Origin of the sequence: Limimaricola cinnabarinus, from assembly GCF_047631075.1 — a bacterium.
GTDB lineage: Bacteria > Pseudomonadota > Alphaproteobacteria > Rhodobacterales > Rhodobacteraceae > Limimaricola > Limimaricola cinnabarinus.
On record NZ_JBLHYX010000023.1, the window covers coordinates 16,335 to 37,854 of the forward strand.

Consider the following 21,520-nt stretch of genomic DNA (forward strand, 5'->3'; position numbering starts at 1 on the left):
ATCACGGCGGCGCCCGAGAGGCAGAGAGGGCGCATGAACCGCGCGCAGATCGTAAACGCCGCGCTGGCGCTCGGCCTCGTCGGCTTCGGCCTCGGCGCCTGGGCGATGGGCGAGATCTTCCTCGTGACGCTGGCCACCAAGGTAGCGATCCTCGCCATCGCCGGCGCCGGACTGAACCTCGTGCTGGGCTTTGGCGGGCTCGTCTCCTTCGGCCACGCCGCCTATTTCGGGCTGGGCGGCTACACCGCCGGCATCCTCGCGCATCATGCGCTGAACTATACGCCGATGTTTGAATGGCCCTTCCTGTTCGAAGGCACCACCTCGATGCCGGTGATCTGGATCACCGCCATGATCCTCGGCGCACTGGCGGCGGCGATGATCGGCGCGCTGTCGCTGCGGACCGCGGGCGTCTATTTCATCATGATCACCTTGGCCTTCGGGCAGATGATCTTCTACTTTGCTATTTCGTGGCCCGCCTATGGCGGCGAGGACGGGCTGCCGATCTACGTGCGCAACGGCTTTCCGGGGCTGAACACGCTCGATCCGGTGCAGTTCTTCGGCCTCGTTTGCGCCGTGCTTTTCGCCGTGCTGGCCCTCATCGCGATACTGGTGCGCTCGCGCTTCGGCCTCGCGCTCCAAGCGGCGCGGCAGAACCGGCAGCGGCTGATGGCGGTGGGCATCCGTCCGGGCGGCGTGCTGCTGGTGGCCTTCGTGATCTCGGGCGCGATCACGGCGCTGGCGGGCGCGCTCTATGCCGATCTCAATCGCTTCGTCAGCCCCTCCATGCTGTCATGGCACCTGTCTGGCGAGCTTCTGGTGTTCCTGATCCTCGGCGGCACGGGACGGCTCTTCGCGCCGCTCGCAGGGGCGGGGCTCTACATCACGCTCGAACACCTGCTGGGCGGGGTCAGCGATCACTGGCAGCTCTTTTTCGGGCTGCTGCTCTTGGGCGTCGTGCTCTTCGCACGCGGCGGCGTCATCGGCTTCCTCGCGGAGGGCAAGCGTCATGGCTGAACCCATCCTCGACATCCGGGGCCTGTCAAAGAGCTTCGGTGCGCTCAAGGCGACCGACGACGTGTCGCTCGACCTGCGCCCGGGCGAGATCCACGCGCTGATCGGGCCGAACGGTGCGGGCAAATCCACGCTGATCAAGCAGATCTCGGGCGAGATCGCGCCCGATGCGGGCGAGATCCGGCTCGACGGGCGCAGGCTCTCCGGCGTCGACGCGGCCGGGCGAGCGCGGCTTGGCATGGCGCGCAGCTTTCAAGTGTCCTCTGTCGCGTCCGAATTCACGGTGCTGCAAAACGTGGTGCTGGCGGCGCAGGGGGCGTCGGGGGCGACCTTCCGCTTTTTCCGCCCGGTGATGCGCGACGCCGCGCTTCTCGATCCCGCGCGCGACTGCATCGCGCAGGCGGGGCTGATGGGGCGTGAAGATGTGCCCGCCGCCGCATTGGCGCATGGCGAGCGGCGCAAGCTCGAGATCGCGATGGCGCTGGCACTCAGGCCGCGGCTGTTTCTGCTCGACGAGCCGATGGCCGGAATGGGCACCGAGGGCGCGCGGGCCTTGGGCGACCTGCTCGATGGTCTGCGCCACCGCGCGCCGATCCTTCTGGTCGAGCATGACATGGATGCGGTGTTTCGCCTTTCGGACCGGATCTCGGTGCTGGTCTATGGGCGCATCATCGCCACCGGTACGCCGGACGAGATCCGCGCCGATCCCGAGGTGCAGCGGGTCTATCTGGGGGAGGAGGCATGAGCGTGCTTCTCGAGGTCGAGGATCTCCATGCTTCCTATGGCGCGAGCCAGGCGCTGTTCGGCGTCTCCTTCAGCTTGCGCGAGGGGCAGGCACTGGCGCTGATGGGGCGCAACGGTATGGGCAAGACCACGACCATCGCCTGCATCACCCGGATGATGGCGGCGAATTCCGGGCGCATCGCCTTCGCCGGGCAGGACCTGTCGCGGCTGCCCTCGCACCGTGCGGCAAGGCTGGGCCTCGGCCTCGTGCCCGAAGGACGCCGCGCCTTTTCAGGGCTCACGGTGCGCGAGAACCTGTTGGCCGCCGCACGACGCGGCGAGTGGACGATGGCGCGCGTCTGCACGCTGTTCCCACGCCTTGCCGAGCGGGCCGGGCAGCGCGCCGAGACGCTTTCGGGCGGCGAACAGCAGATGCTGGTGATCGGCCGCGCGCTGATGACCAACCCCAAGCTCCTGATACTTGACGAGGCGACCGAAGGTCTCGCCCCGGTGGTGCGGGCCGAGATCTGGGCCGCGATCCGCGAGCTGAAGGCGAGAGGCCAGTCGATCCTCGTGGTCGACAAGTCGCTGCGCGAACTTGCGACGGTGGCCGATGACTGCGTGGTGCTGGAGCGCGGCCGCGACGTCTGGCACGGGCCGCCAGCCGCGCTGTCGGGCGCTCTCGCGCAGCAGTATTTGGGGGTGTGACATGCCATTCACCACCACGCGCAAGGTGCGGTTCGAGCATTGCGATCCGGCGGGCATCGTCTTCTACCCGCGCTATTTCGAGATGCTGAATGCCTGCATCGAGGATTGGTTCGAGGAACGTCTCGGTCGCAGCTTCGGGCAGATCCATGTCGAGGGCGGCCACGCCGTGCCGACCGCGCGCTGCGAGGTGCGTTTCACCGCGCCGAGCCGGATTGGCGATCCGCTGGCGCTGGCGCTCAGGCCGCGACGGCTCGGGCGTTCCAGCCTCGATCTGGAGATCGACATATCGAGCGGAGCAGAGGCGCGGCTGCACGCGGACTTCACGCTGGTTCATATCGCCCAAGCCACCGGACGACCCGAAACCTGGCCCGAGGCGCTGCGCCGCGCCATCGCGGCGGACATCGCCACGACAGTCACCGAAGGAGAGGCCCCGCATGGGACATGAGATCATCCACCCCGAAGGCTGGGCAGCCGCAAAGGGCTATGCCAACGGCGTGACGACCCCCGATGGGCATCTCTTCGTCGGCGGCCAGATCGGCTGGACCGCGGATCAGGTGTTCGAGAGCCACGACTTCATCGGCCAGATGGAGCAGGCGCTCAGGAACATCCTCGCAGTGGTCGAAGCGGCGGGCGGCGGGCCAGAGCATATCACCCGACTGACATGGTTCGTCACCGACAAGCGCGAATATCTCGCGCGGCAGAAGGAGGTGGGCGCGGCTTACCGCCGGGTGTTGGGCCGCAATTTTCCGGCGATGACCATGGTGATCGTCGCCGGTCTGGTCGAGGACGAGGCGCTTCTCGAAATCGAGGCGACCGCCGCGATCCCGCGCTAGGCGGGATCGGGCCGCATCCTCTCGCGCCCCTCGGGCGTGAGCAGGAACACCTCGCGCCCTTCGATCACCGCCGCCGCCAAGGGGCGCCCGTACGCCGCGCCGCCGTCGAGATTGACCCGGTTGCCGTGATGGCAGGGGTATTCGAGCGCGGTGTGGCCATGCACCACCAGCGGGCCGTGGTCGGAGCTGTCCTCGAGCCAGCCCTTGCGGATCCAGACGAGGTCGTCCTCGGTCTGCTCGCCCATCGGCACGCCGGGACGGATGCCCGCATGCACGAAGAGCGCCTCGCCCCGCAGATGGTAGAGCGGCAGCATCGCGAGGAAGTCGCGATGCGCGCGCGGCACGCGGTCAAGAGCCTCACGGTGCACATCATGGGGGTCGCGCCCCTCGACCGGGGCGACGCCGTAGCTTTCCAGTGTGGTGTCGCCGCCGAGACGGGGGTTGATCCAGTCGAGATCCTCGCGCAGGCCCGGATCATGCCAGTCGGGATCATCGAGAAATTTGCGGAACATGCGGTCGTGATTGCCCAAGATCACCGTCCAAGGCGCGCCGCCCTCGATCCCCTTGATCAGCATCTCGATCACGCCGTGGCTGTCGGGGCCGCGATCGACGAGATCGCCGAGATGGATAACCGGGCTTTGCGCGTCGCCGGTGCGGTCGCGATCCGCCGCGATGAGGTCATGCGCCGCCCGGAGCTTTTCGGGGTGGCCGTGAATGTCGCCGATGGCGTAGCTGCGTGTGTCCATGCCCGTCAGCCTAGCGTCGGCAGCGGCGACGGCAAGATCAGCCGGGCAGGGCGGCCCGATCTAGCGTGACGGTCCGGTCGGCTTCGACGGGGTGCGGGCCGGTGACGGTGCCGTCCGGCCATTCGACGGTCACGCGCGCGGCCGTCGCCTGCCCCAGACCGACATGCAGCGGCCCGAGCCGCCCGCCCGCATGTCCGCCGCCGATCACGCGTTGCAGGACCTGCCGCCCGGCTTCGGTCTCGACCGTCACCCGGGCGCCGATGGCGTCGTGGTTGCCGCCCGGCTGGACGAGATCGATGGCGAGCCAGTGGCCGGTTGCCCCCGTCACGTTGCGCCAAAGCTCCATCGGCGCGCGGCGGTTCACCACGACGAGGTCGAGCCGCCCGTCGCCGTCGAAATCCGCAAGCGCCGCGCCGCGCGACCTCTCGGTGGTGGCGATACCGGCCGCGACCGAGGCTTCGGCAAAGCGGCCATCGGCCTGCTGCATGAGCAGGTTGTTGGGGTCGCGCATGGCATTGGTGGGCATCTGGTCGACATTGCCCTTGGCGATGAAGAGATCGGCGCGCCCGTCATTGTCGATGTCGCCGAACTCGGCATGCCAGCCGGTCGAGGGGCGGCCATCATCGCCGACATGCGGACGCTGCGCATAAGAGCCGATGGAGAAGGGGGCGGCGGCATAGCTGCCGTCGGGCCGCGCGAGTTGCAGGAGTTGGTCGCCCATGGAGGTGAGCATCACCTCGTCGCGCCCGTCGGCGTCGAGATCGCGGCTGGCGATGCCCATGCCCCAGAGCGAGACGGTGGGCCAGCCATCGGCCTCGCCGAGAAAACGACGCGTCTCGATGTCCCACATTTGTTCGAAACCGCCGCGCACGTAATAATGCCGGTCGTTGGAGATGCGTAACGCAGCCTGCCCGCGCGCGTTGCGCGCCGCCAGCATCGACAGGGCGCAGAAGCCGGGCGAAAGCGTCTCCTCTCGCCAGCCATGCCCTGCGGGGCGAAGGATCGCGTTGTCGTCGCAGGCTTCGAACGGGCCGTCGGGATCGTCGCGATCGACATAGTTGCCGATCGCTATCACGGGGCGGTCATCATCCTCCCACCACGCGGTGAAGGCGGTGGTCCATGCGTCGCCGGCGGGCAGGCCCATGGCCTCGGTCGCGTCTTCGAAGGCGCAGTCGCCCAAGCCGCGCAGCAGAAGGTTCGGCCCGGCGCGCATCACGAAGAGATCGGCACGCCCGTCGGCGTCCGCGTCGAGAGGGTAGGCGCCGGTGACGCCGAGGAGGTCGGGCCGCGGCACGGGGTCGAAGGCGAAATTGCCCTTGTTGCGCAGCAGCAGCGCAGGCGCTTCGCCACCCGCTGCGAAAATGTCGGGCCGTGCGTCGTCGTTGCAATCGAACACCGCGACGCCGCCGCCCACGAAATGCTCCCACCCGCCGGAATAGACATGCTTGGGAAGGGCCGATGAGCGGTCTTCGAACTTCGGCCCCGCATCGGCGGTCCCCGCCGCGAGGAGGATCGACAGTCCCGCAAGCGCGGCTCCGCGCCGTGGGGCGCGGCGGATGGGCCGCCCCGAGCGGGACGTCCGGCCCCCGATCATGTCGCGCGCGCCCCGGCGAGCACCGTCTCGGTCACGGCGGCGAGGGCGAGGGCGCTGGCCCCGCGCGCCCAGACGAGATCGCCCCAGGCGTGGATCTCGATCCGCGCCGGTTCGCGCCCCTCGACCAGGGTGAGCGCGCGCATCTCGGCCAGCACCCCGTCGGCATAGAGATAATCATAGCGCATCCGTTCGCCCGAAAGGATCACCAGCTCGGGATCGAAGAGCTGGATCACGTTCGACAAACCGAGCGCGAGGTAGCGCCCGGCGCGGTTGAAGATCGAGCGGGCGGCGCGGTTGCCGGATTTGGCCTCGGCATAGAGCGCGTCGAGCATCACTTGCGGGCTTTGCGGCGCGCGGTTCAGCGCCGTGGCCGCTTCACGGGCCAGCGCGTAATCGGCGATATAGGCCTCGAGGCAACCGCGCTTGCCACAGCGGCACAGCGCGCCGTCGAGCTGCACCTTGGTGTGGCCCAACTCAAGCCCCATGCTGCGTTCGCCGCGGTAGAGGCGATTGTCGATGACGAGCCCCATGCCGACGCCGTGTTCGATGGTGACGACGGCAAAGTCCGAGCGCTGCCGCCCGACGCCGAACCACAGCTCGGCAAGCGTCAGCATGTTGGCGTCGTTGTCGACCAGCACCGGCAGGCCGAACCGGCGGCTGGCCTCCGCGCCCAGCGGCATGTCGGGGCCCAGATGCGGCGACCACAGCACCGTGCCGGTCTCGTGATCGACCATGCCCGACAGTCCGACGCCGACCGCGAGCAGATCCTTGCGCGGGCGTCCGGCCTGCGCCAGCACGGCATCGATCAGCGCGTCGATCTCGTCGCAGGTCTGCTCGAGGCTGCGCCGCATCGGCGGGGCGGGGCGGGCGGCGTCGGCAAGGATCGTGCCCGCGAAGTCGGCCAGCACGGCGGTGTTGCGCTCGTCCGAGATCTTGATCCCGATGACGAGCCGCCCCTCGGAGACAAGCTCGAGCGCCACGGGTGGACGGCCCCGCGCCGTGGGGGTCGCGGCGGCGGTCTCGACTTCTCGCAGCAGGCCAAGCCCGATCAATTCGGAGGTCAGCGTCGTGACCGATCCCGCGCTGACACCCAAAGCGCGGGTGATGTCGGCGCGCGCGGCACGCCCGGCGGCGCGGACATGTTCGAGAATCTGTTGGCGCAGAGGCCGCGCCTCGCGCTGGCTTCCCGGCAATAGCGGTCCGACCCCCTGTTGCGGAGCGGCAACATCTGTGGCCGACCTCGCCGGATGCGTGTCGATCATAGTTCGACCCCCGAATTATCTGCGGACTTCCATCGGCCGATCTTTGCAAATCGCCCAAGATCCGACGCGCCCGCCACCGATTGTTACCGCCATCGGGCAGCGTTTGGCAAAATATATTTTGACAATCGAATTAAATATGCCACTGTGGCGTTCAACCGGCCTCAGGAGGGGTCGGCATCCCGGTGGGACGGGATACATCTTTGGGAGGATATCTATGCGCAACGCAATCATGGCCGCCGTCGCCCTGACGGCTGGCTTCAGCACGGCCGCGATCGCCGAACAGCACGGCATGACCGTGGGTGTCAGCTGGTCGAACTTCCAGGAAGAGCGCTGGAAGACCGACGAGGCCGCCATCAAGTCCGCGCTCGAGGCCGCCGGTGCCGAATACGTCTCGGCCGACGCCCAGTCGTCCTCCTCCAAGCAGCTGTCCGACGTCGAGAGCCTGATCGCGCAGGGCGTCGATGCGCTGATCATCCTCGCGCAGGACACGCAGGCCATCGGCCCGGCCGTGGATGCGGCCTTCAACGAAGGCATCCCGGTCATCGCCTATGACCGCCTGATCGAGGACGACCGCGCCTTCTACCTGACCTTCGACAACGTCGAAGTGGGCCGGATGCAGGCCCGCGCCGTGCTCGAAGCAGCCCCCGAAGGCAACTACGTGATGATCAAGGGCTCGCCCACCGATCCCAACGCCGACTTCCTGCGCGGCGGCCAGCAGGAAGTCCTGCAGGAGGCGATCGACAGCGGCAAGATCACTATCGTCGGTGAGGCCTATACCGATGGCTGGCTTCCCGCCAACGCCCAGCGCAACATGGAGCAGATCCTCACCGCCGAGGACAACGCCGTCGACGCCGTGGTCGCCTCGAACGACGGCACCGCGGGCGGCGCCGTGGCGGCGCTGACCGCGCAGGGCATGGATGGCATCCCGGTCTCGGGTCAGGACGCCGATCACGCCGCGCTCAACCGCGTGGCGCAGGGCACGCAGACCGTTTCGGTCTGGAAAGACAGCCGCGAACTGGGCCGCGAAGCCGGCGAGATCGCGATCGAGCTGGCCGGGGGCACCGAGATGGGCGCCATCGAGGGCGCGGAAGAGTGGACCTCGCCCGGAGGCACCACGCTCACCGCGAAGTTCCTCGATCCGGTCCCTGTGACCCGCGAGAACCTCGACGTAGTGGTCGATGCCGGCTGGATCGATCAGGAAACGCTCTGTCAGGGTGTCTCTGGCGACGTCGCCGCCTGCGCCAACTGACGCCTGCGCGTCCCGGCCCGGTGGTCCGGGCCGGGACGCATCTTCGATTTTCGCGCGCGCTCCCCCGCGCCGCCTTTCTCCGTTCAGGAGCACCCCAGATGTCCGATACCGATACCGTCCCCAACGCTGCGCCCTCAGGGCAGCGGCCGGCGGACAAGGCGCCCGCGCGCTCATTCCTCAACCAGCTCGAACTCGACCTGCGCCTTCTGGGCATGGTCGGGGCCTTCATCCTCGTCTGCGTCGTGTTCAACGTGCTGACAGACGGCCGCTTTCTCACGCCGCGCAACATCTTCAACCTGTCGATCCAGACCGTCTCGGTGGCGATCATGGCGACCGGCATGGTGTTCATCATCGTCACCCGCCACATCGACCTTTCGGTCGGCGCGCTTCTGGCCACGGCCTCGGCCGTCATGGCGATGATGCAGACCCGCTGGCTGCCCGACATGATGGGCCTGCCGCTGGGCCACGCGGCGCTGCCGTGGCTCGCGATCCTCGCGGGTCTGGTCACCGGCGCGGTGATCGGCGCGTTCCAGGGCTGGCTCGTGGGCTATCTCACCATCCCCGCCTTCATCGTGACGCTGGGTGGCCTGCTGATCTGGCGCAACGTCGGCTGGTACATCACTTCCGGCCAGACCATCGGCCCGCTCGACGAGACGTTCCAGGCCTTCGGCGGCATCAACGGCACGCTGGGCGCGCAATGGAGTTGGATCGCGGGGTTCATCGCCGCCGGTCTCGCCGTGCTGTCGCTCTTGTCGGCGCGGCGCAACAAGGTCGGCCACGGCTTCCCGGTCAAGCCGGTCTGGGCCGAGGCGGTGGTCATGGGCATCATCGTCGCGGCGATCCTGGGTTTCGTCGCCATCCTCAACGCCTACGAGATCCCGAGCCGGGTACTGGCGCGTGACTTCGCCGCGCGCGGCATGGAGATGCCCGAGGGCTACACGGCAGCCTACGGCATTCCCTACTCGGTGCTGCTGCTGATCGCGGTCGCAGTGGTGATGACGGTGATCGCTCGCAAGACGCGGCTCGGCCGCTATATCTTCGCCACGGGCGGCAACCCCGACGCGGCCGAACTGTCGGGCATCAACACCCGGCTTCTCACGGTCAAGGTGTTCTCGATCATGGGCATCCTCGTGGGCATCTCGGCGGTGGTCGCCTCGGCGCGACTGACGAACCACTCCAACGACATCGGCACGCTCGACGAGCTGCGCGTCATCGCCGCGGCCGTGATCGGCGGCACCGCGTTGTCGGGCGGCATCGGCACGATCTATGGCGCCATTCTCGGCGCGCTGATCATGCAGTCGCTGCAATCGGGCATGGCCATGGTCGGGGTCGATGCGCCCTTGCAGAACATGGTCGTTGGCACCGTGCTGGTCGCCGCCGTGCTGATCGACATCATCTATCGCCGCCGCGTCGGAGGGAAGTGACATGGAAACCAGGACCGACCCCCGTGCCAACGGGGCCAAGCCATTGGTCGAACTCAAGGACATCCGCATCGCCTTCGGCGGCGTGCAGGCGGTCGACGGGGTGTCGCTCGATCTCTACCCGGGTGAGGTCGTGGGCCTTCTGGGCCATAACGGCGCAGGCAAATCGACGCTGATCAAGATCCTCTCGGGCGCATACAAGGCAGATTCGGGCGAGATCCGCATCGAGGGCGAGAAGGCCACGATCAACTCCCCCCGCGACGCACGGCGCTACAACATCGAGACGATCTACCAGACGCTGGCCTTGGCCGACAATCTCGACGCCGCCTCGAACCTGTTTCTGGGACGCGAGATCGTTACCAAGCTGGGCTTCGTCGACGACGCCAAGCAGGAGGCCGAGACACGCAAGATCATGGCGCGGCTCAACCCCAACTTCCGCAAGCTCTCCGAGCCGGTCTCGGCGCTGTCCGGCGGCCAGCGCCAGTCGGTTGCCATCGCGCGCGCGGTCTATTTCAACGCGCGCATCCTGATCATGGATGAGCCGACGGCGGCCTTGGGCGTGCACGAGACGGCGATGGTTGCGGATCTGATCAAGGAGCTGAAGGTGCAAGGTCTCGGCATCTTCCTCATCTCGCACGACACGCGCGAGATGATGGATCTGTGCGACCGGGTCTCGGTGATGAAGAACGGCCAACTCGTCGGCACCGAGCGGGTCGAGGACGTGACCGAGGACGACATCCTGTCGATGATCATCATGGGCAAGAACCCCAAGCGCGACGCCGCCTGAGCCGTCCCGACGCGGACAGACCATCGCCTCGACCCGATTTCGCCCGCCGCCATACGCGGCGGGCGTTGTCGTTTTCATTGGGGTCGCAATCGTCTGCGAGGCGTTCTTCAACGAAGCATCGGCCATTTGCAGGCCATCACCGGATCGCATGGCGGGAACCGCTTGCCGTCACGGCATCGGCCGCTAGGGTCTGGCGCAGCCGGGCGGTCCGACCCGAGGAGCAGCAACAGATGCACAACGACGAGTTTCGTGAGATCGTGCGTGAGGCGCAGTCCGCGCCATCCGCGCTCAATACCCAGCCCGCCCGCTGGCGGCGCAAGGGCGACACGATCCTGATCGGCTGCGATCCGGCAGCGATGCTGAAGGTGAGCGATCCGAACGGCGTCGCGGCGGGGCTGGCCTGCGGGGCCGCCGCCGAGGCCACGGTCCTCGCGCTTTCGGCGCGGCGGATGGGGGCGGGGTTCACCGATCTGTGGGCGCAGGACGACCGCGCGACCCTGCCGGGGCTGCGGCTTGCCGCGCGGATCACGCTCGAGGCGCAGACCGACCCCGACCCTCTGGCAGCACAGTTGCCCAAGCGTTTCACGCACCGTGGCCCTTATCAGCCCGGCCCGGTCGACCTTTATGGCTGGACTCGCCGCGACGCGGTTCTCGTCACCGACGCGGCGCGGCGCGGCTGGCTGGCCGAGATGCATGACCGGATCATGATGGCGCATCTGCGTCGCCCCGAGGCGCGGCGCGAGGTGCTGTCATGGCTGCGACTGTCGCCGCGGCATCCGCGCAAGAAATACGACGGCCTCGACCGCGCGATGATGCGCCTGAGCCCACGCGCCGCCGCCGAGGCGCGCGCGGTGCTGGGACCGATGTGGCGGGCCGCCGACATGATGGGGCTGACCGATCGCCTTGCCGCCGAGGCATCGCAGATCCGCTCGGCCGCCGTGATCGCGCTGTTTCACCGCCCCGTGGCCGACAGCCCCGTGGCCGCCGGACGGCCTTATCTGCGGCTGCTGCTGGAGGCGTCGAAGCTGGGTCTCGCGGCCTGGCCGATGGGGGTGCTGACCGTCGATCAGGCGGCGCGCGCCGAAATCTCCACCACCGTCGGGCTCGATCCCGAACGGCGGCTGATGCAGGTGGTCCGCCTCGGCCCGGTGGGAGAGCGGCCCGAAACCCGCGCCCGGCGTCCACTCGATGAGGTGATCGTCTGACGCATCCGTCGCGTCAGGCGTGGCGCAGGTCGGCCCAGATCGGCAGGTGATCCGAGGCCGCGGGGGCGGGTTGTTCGTGCCACACGCCGCTCTGGGCGATGACGATCCCCGCCCCGATGGCGATCCGATCGAGTGCGGCGACCGGCCTGCGGGCATGAAAGCTGCGCCCCGGCGCGTGGATGTCGAAGCGCCGCGCCAGCCGCCCGAGGCCGACCCGCTCCGACCATTCGTTGAGATCGCCCGCCAGCACCGTGGGGCGCGGCTCCATGCGGTCCAGCTCGTCGACGATATGCGACAGCTGCAACCTGCGCGACCCACGCAGCAGGCCCAGATGCAGCCCCCCCACCCGGAGCGGTCCCGCGGGCGTTTCCAGATCGGCGAAGATCGCGCCGCGCGGCTCGAAGCCCGGCAGCACCATCTTGTGCAGCGCGCCCACCTCGATGCCCTTGCGCACCAGCATCGCGTTGCCGTGCCAGCCGAGCGACCGGGCCGATTGCCCGAAATCGACCGCCTTGAGCCCGCCAAGCTGTGACAGCTCGGTCAGCGGGATCGCCGTGGGCCGCGCGCCGAGCCGCAGATCCGCCTCCTGCAGGACCACGATGTCGGCCTCCATCGCGGCGATGACGTTGCAGATGCGCGCGGGGTTGCGCCGCCGGTCGGTGCCGAGAGCCTTGCGGATGTTATAGCTCACCAGCCTGAGGCGACCGGGACGCAGATGGGTGTCGGTCATGAGATCCTCACGAAAGCCGTTTCAGAGCATCGGAGCGCCAAGGCGGAACACCCCCTCGGCCAGCCTGCGGCCAAGCTTGGGGCGGCGCACGCCCTGGCGGCAGATCGCGGTTTCTGCGGCGAACCAGTCGGCCAAGAGCGCCACCGACGGCGCGTCGTAAACGAAGACCGCCACCTCGAAATTGAGGAGCATCGAGCGCACGTCGAAATTGGCCGATCCGGCCCAAGCGGCGTCATCGATCACGCCCGCCTTGGCATGGGTCATCTGTCGCGGCAATTGCAGCACCCGCGCGCCCGCCTCGTCGAGTGTTCTCAGATAGGCCCCGCGCGCGAAATCGGCGATGCGCTGGTTCGAGCGGGCGGGCACCATCACCGCCACATCGACCCCGCGCCGCGCCGCCGTGCACAGCGCCGCGTTGAGCGGCTCGGTCGGCAGGAAATAGGGCGTGGCGATCCAGACGCGGCGCGTGGCCGCGTGGATCATCTGCACCAGCACGTCGTGCAGCGGATCGAGATGCGTGTCGGGGCCGGAAGGGACGACCTGCACCATGGCCTCGCCGGGTCGCGCCTCGACATGCAACTCGGGCAGGGGGTCGACCTCGCCTTCGGCCGATCCCCAATCGGCGCGGAACAGGTCCCACAGCACTTCGACCGAAGGGCCGTTGAGGGTGAAGGACAGGTCGCGCCACAGTTCGGGATTGCCCTTCTCGTGGCGCGAATGGGCTGGAAAGCCCATGTATTCGCAGCCGACATTGCGCCCGCCGGTCCAAGCGCGGGCGCGGTCGGCGATGATCATCTTGCGGTGGTTGCGCAGGTTCATGTGGCCCTTGAGCGGCCAGTTGAGGAAGGGCTGGTGCCAGCGCAGGCTGCCGCCCGCCGCCTCGAAGCGTGCGAGCGCCTTGTGCGGGCCCCAGAACCCGCCGAGGCGGTCGATGATCAGCCGCACCTGCACGCCGTCCTCGACGCGAGAGGTCAGCAGATCGACGAAATCGCGCCCGATCGCGTCGTCGTGGATCAGATAGAAGGTGATGTCGAGTTCATGCCGCGCGGTCTTGACCATTTCGCGCATCGCCTCGCGGGCGTGTTTGGCGTCGCGGTGCAGTTCGATCCGGTTGCCCGTGGTCGCCGCCGGCACGCCGTAGGCACGAAACGCCTCCGGCGGCCCGCGCGAGGGATCAGCGGGCGCATCGCCCGGCGGCGTGGAAAAGCGGATCGTCGGGTGGCGGCCGCCCTGCTTGCGAAAGCCCAAGGCGAAGAACAGCGGGATCGCGACCCAAGGCAGCAGGATGATCGCAAGGATCCACGCGGCAGCGGATTGCGGCGTGCGCCGCTGCTGCAGCAGCATCACCGTGGCGAGCAGCGCGAGGCCGACGCCGAAAAGGGTCAGCAGAAAGGTGTCATAGGTGAACAAGCGCGCCAAATCCCGATATGTCGCCCCGATGTGCGCGAAACGCCGCGGTGGTGCAACAGGGTTCCTCCGCCTGACCACCCGCCTTGCCAGCCGCGCACAGACACTGCGCGATCGCGCCGGTTGGACGGGGCGGGGCGTGGCCTTAGATCCGGATGGAACACAAAGCCTTCGGAGAGCGAGATGGAACTGGGCCTTTATACATTCGGCGATGTGGGCACCGACCCGGTCAGCGGCGCACGGGTCGATCCGGCACTCAGGCTGCGCCAGTTGGTCGAAGAGATCGCGCTGGCCGACGAGGTGGGCCTCGACGTGTTCGGTCTGGGCGAGCATCACCGCCCCGATTATGCCGTCTCGGCCCCCGCCGTGGCGCTGGCGGCGGCGGCGGGGCGGACCTCGCGCATCCGGCTGTCGAGCGCGGTGACGGTGCTGAGCTCCGACGATCCGGTCCGCGTGTTCCAGCAATTCGCTACGCTCGACAACCTCACCGACGGGCGGGCCGAGATCATCGCGGGGCGCGGCTCCTTCATCGAGAGCTTCCCGCTCTTCGGCCACGACCTCGATGATTACGAGGATCTGTTCGAGGAAAAGCTGCAGCTTCTCATGGCGCTCAACGATGGGGAGGTGATCCGCTGGCCCGGCAGCGAGCACACCCACGAAATCCCCGGTCGCGGCGTCTATCCGCGCCCCGTGCAGGACAGGCTGCCGATCTGGCGCGCGGTCGGCGGATCGTCGCAATCGGTGGCGCGGGCGGGGGCGCTGGGGCTGCCCATGGCGCTCGCCATCATCGGCGGAGAGCCCGCGCGCTTCGCGCCGCTCTTCCAGCTCTATCGCAAGAGCGCCGCGCAGATGGGGCATGATCCGAAAACGCTCAAGACCTCGCTCAATGTGCATGGCTTCGTGGCCGAGACGAGCCAGCAGGCCGCCGACATCTTCTATCCCGCGCAGGCCGAGGTGATGAACCGGATCGGTCGCGAGCGCGGTTGGGGTCCCACGAGCCGCGCCCAGTTCGACGCGGCGCGCGGACCCAATGGCGCGCAATTCGTCGGCAGCCCCGCCGAGATGGTCGACAAGATTCTCGCGACACACGAGCTTTTCGGCTTTGATCGGATGCTGATCCAGATGGCGATCGGGGTCTATGACCACGCGCAGCTGATGAAGGCGATCGAGATTCTGGGCACCAAGGTGGCCCCCGAACTGCGCCGCGCCGCCGCATGATGCGAATCGGGGTCATCTCGGACACGCACGGGCTGTTGCGCCCCGAAGCGATCGCCGCGCTGGCCGGGACAGCGGGCGCGGCGCCGGTCGATCATATCCTGCATGGCGGCGACATCGGCCGCGAGGAGATCGTGGACGCGCTCGAGCGCATCGCGCCGGTCACCGCGATCCGGGGCAATATCGACACGGCCGGGTGGTGCGCCCGGCTCCCCGAAACGGTCGATCTCGATCTCGGCGGGCTGCGCATCCACATGCGCCATGACCGCAAGACGCTCGATTTCGACGCGGCCGCGCGCGGGATCGACGTCGTGATCAGCGGACATTCGCACAGGCCGCTGATCGAAACATCGCGCAATGTGCTCTACCTCAACCCCGGCTCCGCCGGGCCGCGCCGGTTCAAGCTGCCGATCACGTTGGCGTTTTTGCAGGCGGGGCAGGGCGCGCCGCGCGCCGATCTATGCACTATCATCGACTGAGGCCCGGCGATGCCGCGTTGCGGCGTAAGCGATGGGTTGCCAGACTGTCGGCGCTCTCGTAGGTTTCATGTAGTAGAATATAATTCCACTATGCGAAACTTCAGGGAGGAGACTGAAATGACACGATTTCTGAAGGCGGCTCTCGCCACGACGATTCTCGCAGGTGCCACGCTCGGCTCCATCGCCCATGCCGAAACCACGCTGTTCTTTGGCGAGGCCGGTCCCAACCGCGGCGCCCGCGCCGAGGCGCTCAACTGGTTCGTCGAGGACGTGAAGACCCGCACCGAGGGCGAGTTGACCTTCGACGTCCAGTGGGGCGGTGCGCTGTTCAAGGCCGATGCCGCGGCCCAAGCCGTGGCCGACGGCGTGGCGGATGCCGGCACCATCATCGGCGTCTATTTCCCACAGGAAATGCTGGCCTACGGCATCGCCGACCTGCCCGTGCAGAACCCCGACCCTTGGGTCGGTATGAAGGCCACCGACGAGCTGATGCGCGGCTCCGAGGCGATTCAGGCGAACCTCGCCGACCAGAACCTCGTCTATCTGGGCACCTACACCACCTCGGCCGTGCATATCGGCTGCAAGGGCAAGGCGATCCGCACGGTCGAGGATATCGACGGGCTCAAGGTTCGCGGTGTCGGCGCCTATGGCAAGACCTTCGCCGATTTCGGCGCGAACCTCGTCAACATGTCGATCTACGACGCCTATCAGGGCCTCGATTCGGGCCTGCTCGACTGCTCTCAGGGCTATTCCTACGCGGTTGGCGCGCTGAACCAGCAAGAGGTCATGGACAGCTACACCATGCTCAACTGGGGTCAGGTCGGTGCTCTGGGCATCTTCATGAACAAGGATGCCTACGACTCGCTTCCCGAGGACCAGCAGCAGGCGCTGATGGAAGCGGGTGAGGGCCTGTCCGACGAGTTCGGCCGCCTCGTGAACGCCGACAACGACGCCGCCGTCGAGAAGATGCGCGAAGCGGGCGTCGAGATCATCGAGCTGCCCGAGGAGGAGCGCGCCAAGCTGGTCGAGAAGGGCAACACCTACCTCGAGGAGTGGTCGGCGCAGGCCGATGCCGCCGGTCTCGACGGGCAGGCGTTGCTCGAGGAGTATCGCGGCCTGATCGACAAGTACCAGGCCGAGGTCGAGGCCGAGGGCTATCCTTGGGAGCGCGGCTGACCCGCACCGGGTAGACCGCCGGGCGGCGCGTCTCACCCGCGCCGCCCCATTCACACTGACATTCGCCAGAGCGGCGGGGGCCACGGGCTCCCGGCCGGAAGGGATTGCCGATGCTGAGCCGTATCGAGAGTTTCCTGCTCAACCTCGCCGCCATCGCGGTGATTGGACTTGGGCTGCTGATCACCACCAGCGTGCTGCTGCGCGCGACGCTGAACTCGGGGATCCCCGACACGATCAACATGGTGCGCGAACTCATGGTCGCGGCCATCGTGCTGCCACTGGCCGCGACAGCCGCCGCGCGCGCCAACATCGTGGTCGAGGTGCTCTCGGAACGGCTGTCGCCGCTGACCCAGGACTGGCTGGTGGTTCTGGGCTCGGTGGTCGGGCTCTTCGCTCTGGCGCCGCTGATCTGGGCGGGCTGGAACGAGGCGGTGCACACGCTGGAATCCGGCAGCTACTTCTTCGGACAGCTGTCCTTGCCGAAGTGGCCGGGCCGCGTGATCTTCCTGTTCGGCGTCGCCTTTTGCTGGCTGCGCCTCGCGATCCAGGTCGTGGGCGATATCCGCACCATCCGTTCGGGCGGCCGGGTGCTGACCGGTCTTCCCACGCATAGCCCCCACGAAGAGGTCTGAGACCATGGACGGCACTCTCATCGGTCTCGTGGCCTTCGGCTCCGTTCTTTTCCTTCTGGCGCTGCGCGTGCCGATCGCCTTCGCGCTGGCGGCCATCGCCACCATAGGCACCTTCGTCATCTTCGCCTTCCGCACCGGGAGCTTCGCGCCCGAACGCGCGATCCGCCCAACCTCGTCGCTGGTGTTCTCCAACAGCTTCGATCTCATCCACAGCTATGATCTGTCGATGATCCCGCTCTTCGTGGCGCTGGGACACATCGCCTATCGCGCCGACATCACCACCAAGATCTACCACGCGGCGCGGGTCTGGCTCGCCAAGGTGCCCGGCGGCGTGGCAATGGCCTCGGTCGTGGGCTGCGGCGGCTTTTCGGCGATCACCGGGTCGTCCATCGCCTGCGCGTCGACCATGGGCCGGATCTGCACGCCCGAGATGCTCTCGGTCGGCTATGACAAGCGTCTCGCCACGGCGAGCGTCGCGGCGGGCGGCACATTGGGCTCGCTCATTCCGCCTTCGGTGCTCTTCATCATCTACGGCATCTTCACCGAGACCTCGATCAGCCAGCTGTTCCTCGCGGGCATCCTGCCGGGCCTCGTCTCGCTCCTGGGCTTCCTTCTGGTGATCTTCATCTGGGTCAAGCGCGACCCCTCGGCCGCGCCCGCCTTCACCGGCACCATCACCATGGCCGACCGGGGCCGCGCGGCGCTCGAAAGCTGGCCCGCGGTGCTGCTTTTCGTGATCATCGTCGGCGGCATCTATGGCGGCATCTTCACCGCGACCGAAGCCGCGGCGGTCTGTGTCTCGGCCGCCATCCTGATCGGCCTCGTGCAGCGCAAGCTGACGCTGCGCGCGATATGGGAGAGCCTGCGTGAAACCGCGATCCAGACCACGTCCATCTTCCTGATTGCGGCCGGGGCCAAGATCTTCGTGGCCTTCATCGCCCTCACCGGCGTCGCCCCCGACATCGTCGAGGCGGTCACCGCGGCCGAGCTGTCGCCTGTGGTGCTGATGCTGGCGATCGCGGCGATCTATCTGCTCTTGGGCATGTTTCTCGATCCGATCGGCATCATGGTGCTGACCCTGCCGCTGATGATCCCGCTGATCGAGACCTATGGCTTCGACCTGATCTGGTTCGGTGTCGTGGTGATCAAGCTTCTGGAGATCGGTCTCATCACGCCCCCCGTCGGCCTCAACGTCTTCGTCATCGCGGGTGTGGTGGGGCGCGAGGTGCCGATCGACCGCATCTTTGCGGGCATCGCGCGCTTCCTCGCTCTGGACGTTCTGGTGCTGATCCTCATCATGGCGGTTCCGGCGCTGTCGCTGCTGATCCCCTATTCGATGTGAGGCTGACATGAAGATCACCGACGAAAGCCAGGACCGCCGTTTCGCCACCACGCTGGCGCGTGGGCTATCGGTGCTGCGCGCCTTCCGTCCCTCCGATGACGGGCTGGGCAATGCCGAGATCTCGGAGCGGACCGGCCTGCCGAAGAGCACGGTGTCGCGGCTGACCTTCACGCTGCAATCTCTGGGCTATCTCAGCCATGCGCGCCGCCACGACCGCTACCGCCCGGGGCCCGCACTGCTGGCCCTCGGCAATGTCGCGAGCGCGTCGATCTCCTTTGTGGAGCTTTCGGGGCCGATCATGCAGCGTGTGGCGGACGAGACCGGCACGCTGGCGCTGTTGTCGGTGCGCGACCGGGGACGGGTGCTGATCACCAAGACATGGCGGCCGCAGGAGGTCTCCTCGATCTGGCTCGAGGTCGGGCATCGGCTCCCTTTCAAGGGGTCGAGTTCGGGTCACGCGATGCTGGCGGCGCTGTCGGAGGAGGGTTTTGCCGAAGCGGTGGCCGATGCCGAGGGGCATCGCGGCCTTGACGAGGAGACGGCGCGGGAGGCGCGGCGCATCGCTTATACGCAGCTCGTCACCGAAGGCTTCGTGATCGCCGATCCGGCGTCGTATTTCGCCGCCAACATCCACGCCGTTTCGGTGCCGTTCCAGTCGCGCGACCTGAGCGAGCCGGTCATCTTCACCTGCGGCGCGATGCCCAAGGATCTGAGCATGGAGCGAATGCAGACCGAGGTCGGGCCACGGTTGCAGCAAGGGGTGCGCGAGCTTGAGCGGATCATGGGGCAGGGGCCGTTCCTGTCGCGACACGATATCTAACCGCAATCATATTTCCGCATAGTGGAATTATGATTTGCATGTTGAAATAGATTAGGCCGATTGTTAGATTGGTGCCGGAGAGGGAGGACCACATGGCAGGAACAGTGCATTTCGAAAGCCGGGGCCGGATCGCGGTCATCACGGTGGATCATGCGCCGGTGAACGCGCTGGGCCGCGACGTGCGGGCCGGGCTGGTGGAAGCGATCGAGCGGTTCGAGGCCGATGCCGCTGAGATCGCGGTGATCCACGGCGCGGGGCGCCTGTTCATCGGCGGCGCCGACATCTCCGAGTTCGGCAAGCCGCCGATGGAGCCCTCGTTGCCCGACGTGGTGAACCGCATCGAGGCCTGCACTAAGCCGGTCGTCGCCGCGATCCACGGCGCGGCCTTGGGCGGCGGGTTGGAGGTCGCGCTTGGCGCGCATTACCGCATCGCCGTTCCGGGCGCGCAGCTGGGCTTGCCCGAGACCAAGCTCGGCGTGATCCCCGGTGCCGGCGGCACGCAGCGCACGCCGCGCCTTGTCGGGGCCGAGGCCGCGATCGAGATGGCGACGACCGGCATGCCGGTTCCGGCGGCCAAGGCCGTCGAGATGGGCCTCGTGGACCGCTTGGGCGAGGGCGAGGCGCTCGATGCCGGTCTGGCCTATGCGGAGGAGCTGCTGCAACAGGGCGCGGGCCCGCGCCCTGTGCGCGAGATCGCGGCCCCGGCACATGACGCGGAGATGTTCGACGCGCGCCGCGCCGCGCTCAGAAAGAAGCTGCGCGGCGAGGTGGCACCGCTGGCCGCGCTCGACGCGATCGAGGCGTCCACGACGATGGGCTTCGACGAGGGCCTCGCCGAAGAGCGCCGCCAGTTCATGAAGATGATGGAGACGCCGCAGCGCGCGGGCCTGATCCACGCCTTCTTCATCGAGCGCAAGGTCGCCAAGCTGCCCGAGATCGAGGGCGTCAGCCCCCGCGACGTCTTGGCCATCGGCGTGATCGGCGGCGGCACCATGGGGGCGGGCATCGCCACCGCCTCGCTGCTGCGCGGCCTGAGCGTGACGCTGGTCGAGCGCGACGATGAGGCCGCCTCCCGCGCCCGCGCCACCATCGAAAAGAACCTCGCGGCGGCCGTAAAGCGCGGCAAGCTGAAAGAGGCCAAGCGCGACGCGATCCTGTCGGATGCGCTCGCTTGCGTCGCCGGCTACGACGCGTTGGGGCAGGCCGACGTGATCATCGAGGCCGTGTTCGAGAGCATGGACGTCAAAAAGGACGTGTTCCGCGAGCTTGACCGGATCGCCAAGCCGGGCGCGGTTCTCGCCACCAACACCTCCTATCTCGACATCGACGAGATCGCGCAGGCGACGAGCCGCCCCGAGGACGTGATCGGGCTGCACTTCTTCTCGCCCGCCCATGTGATGAAGCTGCTGGAGGTCGTCGTCGCCGACAAGACCGCGCCCGAAGTCACCGCCACCGCCTTCGCGCTCGGCAAGAAGCTGGGCAAGGTCTCAGTTCGCGCCGGCGTATGCGACGGCTTCATCGGCAACCGCATCCTGTCGCACTACCGGGCCGCCGCCGATCACATGATCCTCGACGGCGCCAGCCCCTACCAGATCGACAAGGCGCTGCGCGACTTCGGCTTTCCGATGGGACCCTATCAGGTGGGCGATCTCGCCGGCCTCGACATCGGCTACATGACGCGGCAGCGCAAAGCCCCGCAGCGGCATGAGAAGGACCGTTATCCCGGCTGGGCCGACACGCTTTATGAAATGGGGCGTCTGGGCCAGAAGACCGGACGCGGCTATTATATCTATGACGAGGAAAGCCCGCGCGGCCGCCCCGACCCGGAGGTCGAGGAGATCATCGCCGCCGAGCGCGAGAAGCAGGGCGTCGGCCCGCGCGACTTCACTGACGAGGAGATCGTCGCGCGCTACATGGCCGCCATGGTCAACGAGAGCGCCCGCGTGGTCGAGGAGGGCATCGCGCAACGCCCGCTCGATGTCGATGTGACGCTGCTCTACGGCTACGGCTTCCCGCGCCATCGCGGCGGCCCGATGCACTACGCCGATACGGAAGGCCTCGCCACGATCCGCGACCGGATCAAGCAATACGCCGCCGAGGACGATCATTTCTGGAAAGTCGCGCCGCTGCTCGACCGCCTTGCCTCCGACAATTCCACATTCGCCAGCCTGAACGGCTGA

General features: G+C 67.7%; 21 protein-coding genes. 16 read left to right on the forward strand and 5 right to left on the reverse strand.

Annotation, left to right across the window (positions count from 1 at the left end):
• Nucleotides 1–33 precede the first annotated feature (33 nt).
• The 5 genes from ACJASC_RS15275 to ACJASC_RS15295 are packed head-to-tail and all read left to right on the forward strand — an operon-like array spanning nt 34 to nt 3,275.
• Entirely contained in the window at nt 34–1,014 is a 981-nt protein-coding gene (locus ACJASC_RS15275) for a branched-chain amino acid ABC transporter permease (protein WP_415146783.1), read from the forward strand.
• Complete coding sequence (locus ACJASC_RS15280; protein WP_415146759.1) at nt 1,007–1,756, forward strand: ABC transporter ATP-binding protein; 750 nt, start codon at nt 1,007–1,009, stop codon at nt 1,754–1,756. Before ACJASC_RS15275 ends, ACJASC_RS15280 begins: the two co-directional genes overlap by 8 nt.
• Nucleotides 1,753–2,442, forward strand: coding sequence for an ABC transporter ATP-binding protein (locus ACJASC_RS15285; RefSeq protein ID WP_415146760.1), 690 nt, complete (start codon nt 1,753–1,755; stop codon nt 2,440–2,442). Before ACJASC_RS15280 ends, ACJASC_RS15285 begins: the two co-directional genes overlap by 4 nt.
• A 1-nt stretch (nt 2,443) precedes the next feature.
• The gene (locus ACJASC_RS15290) at nt 2,444–2,887 is read left to right on the forward strand and encodes an acyl-CoA thioesterase (protein WP_021694047.1); all 444 of its coding nucleotides are present in this window, start codon (nt 2,444–2,446) and stop codon (nt 2,885–2,887) included.
• Nucleotides 2,877–3,275, forward strand: a complete 399-nt coding sequence (locus ACJASC_RS15295) for a RidA family protein (protein ID WP_415146761.1) — start codon at nt 2,877–2,879, stop codon at nt 3,273–3,275. The genes ACJASC_RS15290 and ACJASC_RS15295 overlap by 11 nt, the downstream gene beginning before the upstream one ends.
• Here the strand turns inward: ACJASC_RS15295 and ACJASC_RS15300 are convergent.
• From ACJASC_RS15300 to ACJASC_RS15310, 3 genes are read right to left on the reverse strand one after another with little or no spacing between them, the layout of a single operon-like run.
• Nucleotides 3,272–4,021 carry a metallophosphoesterase gene (locus ACJASC_RS15300; RefSeq protein ID WP_021694045.1) on the reverse strand — a complete coding sequence of 250 codons (750 nt, stop codon included), beginning with the start codon at nt 4,019–4,021 and terminating at the stop codon, nt 3,272–3,274. The genes ACJASC_RS15295 and ACJASC_RS15300 overlap by 4 nt on opposite strands.
• Before the next feature lie 37 nt (nt 4,022–4,058).
• Nucleotides 4,059–5,615: a CRTAC1 family protein gene (locus ACJASC_RS15305; RefSeq protein ID WP_415146762.1), complete on the reverse strand. Its 1,557-nt coding sequence runs from the start codon at nt 5,613–5,615 to the stop codon at nt 4,059–4,061.
• Nucleotides 5,612–6,877 (reverse strand): ROK family protein, encoded by a 1,266-nt coding sequence (locus ACJASC_RS15310; RefSeq protein WP_021694043.1) that lies wholly within the window; start codon nt 6,875–6,877, stop codon nt 5,612–5,614. Before ACJASC_RS15310 ends, ACJASC_RS15305 begins: the two co-directional genes overlap by 4 nt.
• Before the next feature lie 214 nt (nt 6,878–7,091).
• Here ACJASC_RS15310 and xylF point away from each other — a divergent pair, with 214 nt between their 5' ends.
• The 4 genes from xylF (at nt 7,092) to ACJASC_RS15330 (ending at nt 11,539) form a co-directional block, all read left to right on the forward strand.
• Nucleotides 7,092–8,126: a D-xylose ABC transporter substrate-binding protein gene (gene xylF / locus ACJASC_RS15315; protein ID WP_021694042.1), complete on the forward strand. Its 1,035-nt coding sequence runs from the start codon at nt 7,092–7,094 to the stop codon at nt 8,124–8,126.
• Between the two features lie 98 nt (nt 8,127–8,224).
• Nucleotides 8,225–9,550: a sugar ABC transporter permease gene (locus ACJASC_RS15320; protein WP_415146763.1), complete on the forward strand. Its 1,326-nt coding sequence runs from the start codon at nt 8,225–8,227 to the stop codon at nt 9,548–9,550.
• A 1-nt stretch (nt 9,551) separates the two neighbouring features.
• Nucleotides 9,552–10,334, forward strand: coding sequence for an ATP-binding cassette domain-containing protein (locus ACJASC_RS15325; RefSeq protein ID WP_415146764.1), 783 nt, complete (start codon nt 9,552–9,554; stop codon nt 10,332–10,334).
• A 230-nt stretch (nt 10,335–10,564) separates the two neighbouring features.
• Nucleotides 10,565–11,539 (forward strand): hypothetical protein, encoded by a 975-nt coding sequence (locus ACJASC_RS15330; protein WP_415146765.1) that lies wholly within the window; start codon nt 10,565–10,567, stop codon nt 11,537–11,539.
• Between the two features lie 13 nt (nt 11,540–11,552).
• Here the strand turns inward: ACJASC_RS15330 and ACJASC_RS15335 are convergent, their stop codons facing one another.
• Both ACJASC_RS15335 and ACJASC_RS15340 read right to left on the reverse strand, forming a co-directional pair.
• Nucleotides 11,553–12,269: an endonuclease/exonuclease/phosphatase family protein gene (locus ACJASC_RS15335; RefSeq protein WP_415146766.1), complete on the reverse strand. Its 717-nt coding sequence runs from the start codon at nt 12,267–12,269 to the stop codon at nt 11,553–11,555.
• A 21-nt stretch (nt 12,270–12,290) separates the two neighbouring features.
• Entirely contained in the window at nt 12,291–13,679 is a 1,389-nt protein-coding gene (locus ACJASC_RS15340) for a phospholipase D-like domain-containing protein (RefSeq protein WP_415146767.1), read from the reverse strand.
• 180 nt (nt 13,680–13,859) lie between these two features.
• Here ACJASC_RS15340 and ACJASC_RS15345 point away from each other — a divergent pair, with 180 nt between their 5' ends.
• The 7 genes from ACJASC_RS15345 to ACJASC_RS15375 all read left to right on the forward strand — a co-directional run bounded on the left by ACJASC_RS15345 (nt 13,860) and on the right by ACJASC_RS15375 (nt 21,520).
• Nucleotides 13,860–14,894, forward strand: coding sequence for an LLM class flavin-dependent oxidoreductase (locus ACJASC_RS15345; protein ID WP_415146768.1), 1,035 nt, complete (start codon nt 13,860–13,862; stop codon nt 14,892–14,894).
• Nucleotides 14,891–15,370 (forward strand): metallophosphoesterase family protein, encoded by a 480-nt coding sequence (locus ACJASC_RS15350; protein ID WP_415146769.1) that lies wholly within the window; start codon nt 14,891–14,893, stop codon nt 15,368–15,370. Before ACJASC_RS15345 ends, ACJASC_RS15350 begins: the two co-directional genes overlap by 4 nt.
• Before the next feature lie 117 nt (nt 15,371–15,487).
• A complete protein-coding gene (locus tag ACJASC_RS15355; RefSeq protein ID WP_021694034.1) occupies nt 15,488–16,546 on the forward strand; it encodes a C4-dicarboxylate TRAP transporter substrate-binding protein in 1,059 nt (352 codons plus the stop codon).
• A 110-nt stretch (nt 16,547–16,656) separates the two neighbouring features.
• Complete coding sequence (locus ACJASC_RS15360) at nt 16,657–17,178, forward strand: TRAP transporter small permease (RefSeq protein ID WP_415146770.1); 522 nt, start codon at nt 16,657–16,659, stop codon at nt 17,176–17,178.
• A gap of 4 nt (nt 17,179–17,182) precedes the next feature.
• Nucleotides 17,183–18,520, forward strand: coding sequence for a TRAP transporter large permease (locus tag ACJASC_RS15365; RefSeq protein WP_415146771.1), 1,338 nt, complete (start codon nt 17,183–17,185; stop codon nt 18,518–18,520).
• Between the two features lie 7 nt (nt 18,521–18,527).
• Nucleotides 18,528–19,340 carry an IclR family transcriptional regulator gene (locus ACJASC_RS15370; RefSeq protein WP_415146772.1) on the forward strand — a complete coding sequence of 271 codons (813 nt, stop codon included), beginning with the start codon at nt 18,528–18,530 and terminating at the stop codon, nt 19,338–19,340.
• A gap of 92 nt (nt 19,341–19,432) precedes the next feature.
• The gene (locus ACJASC_RS15375) at nt 19,433–21,520 is read left to right on the forward strand and encodes a 3-hydroxyacyl-CoA dehydrogenase NAD-binding domain-containing protein (protein WP_415146773.1); all 2,088 of its coding nucleotides are present in this window, start codon (nt 19,433–19,435) and stop codon (nt 21,518–21,520) included.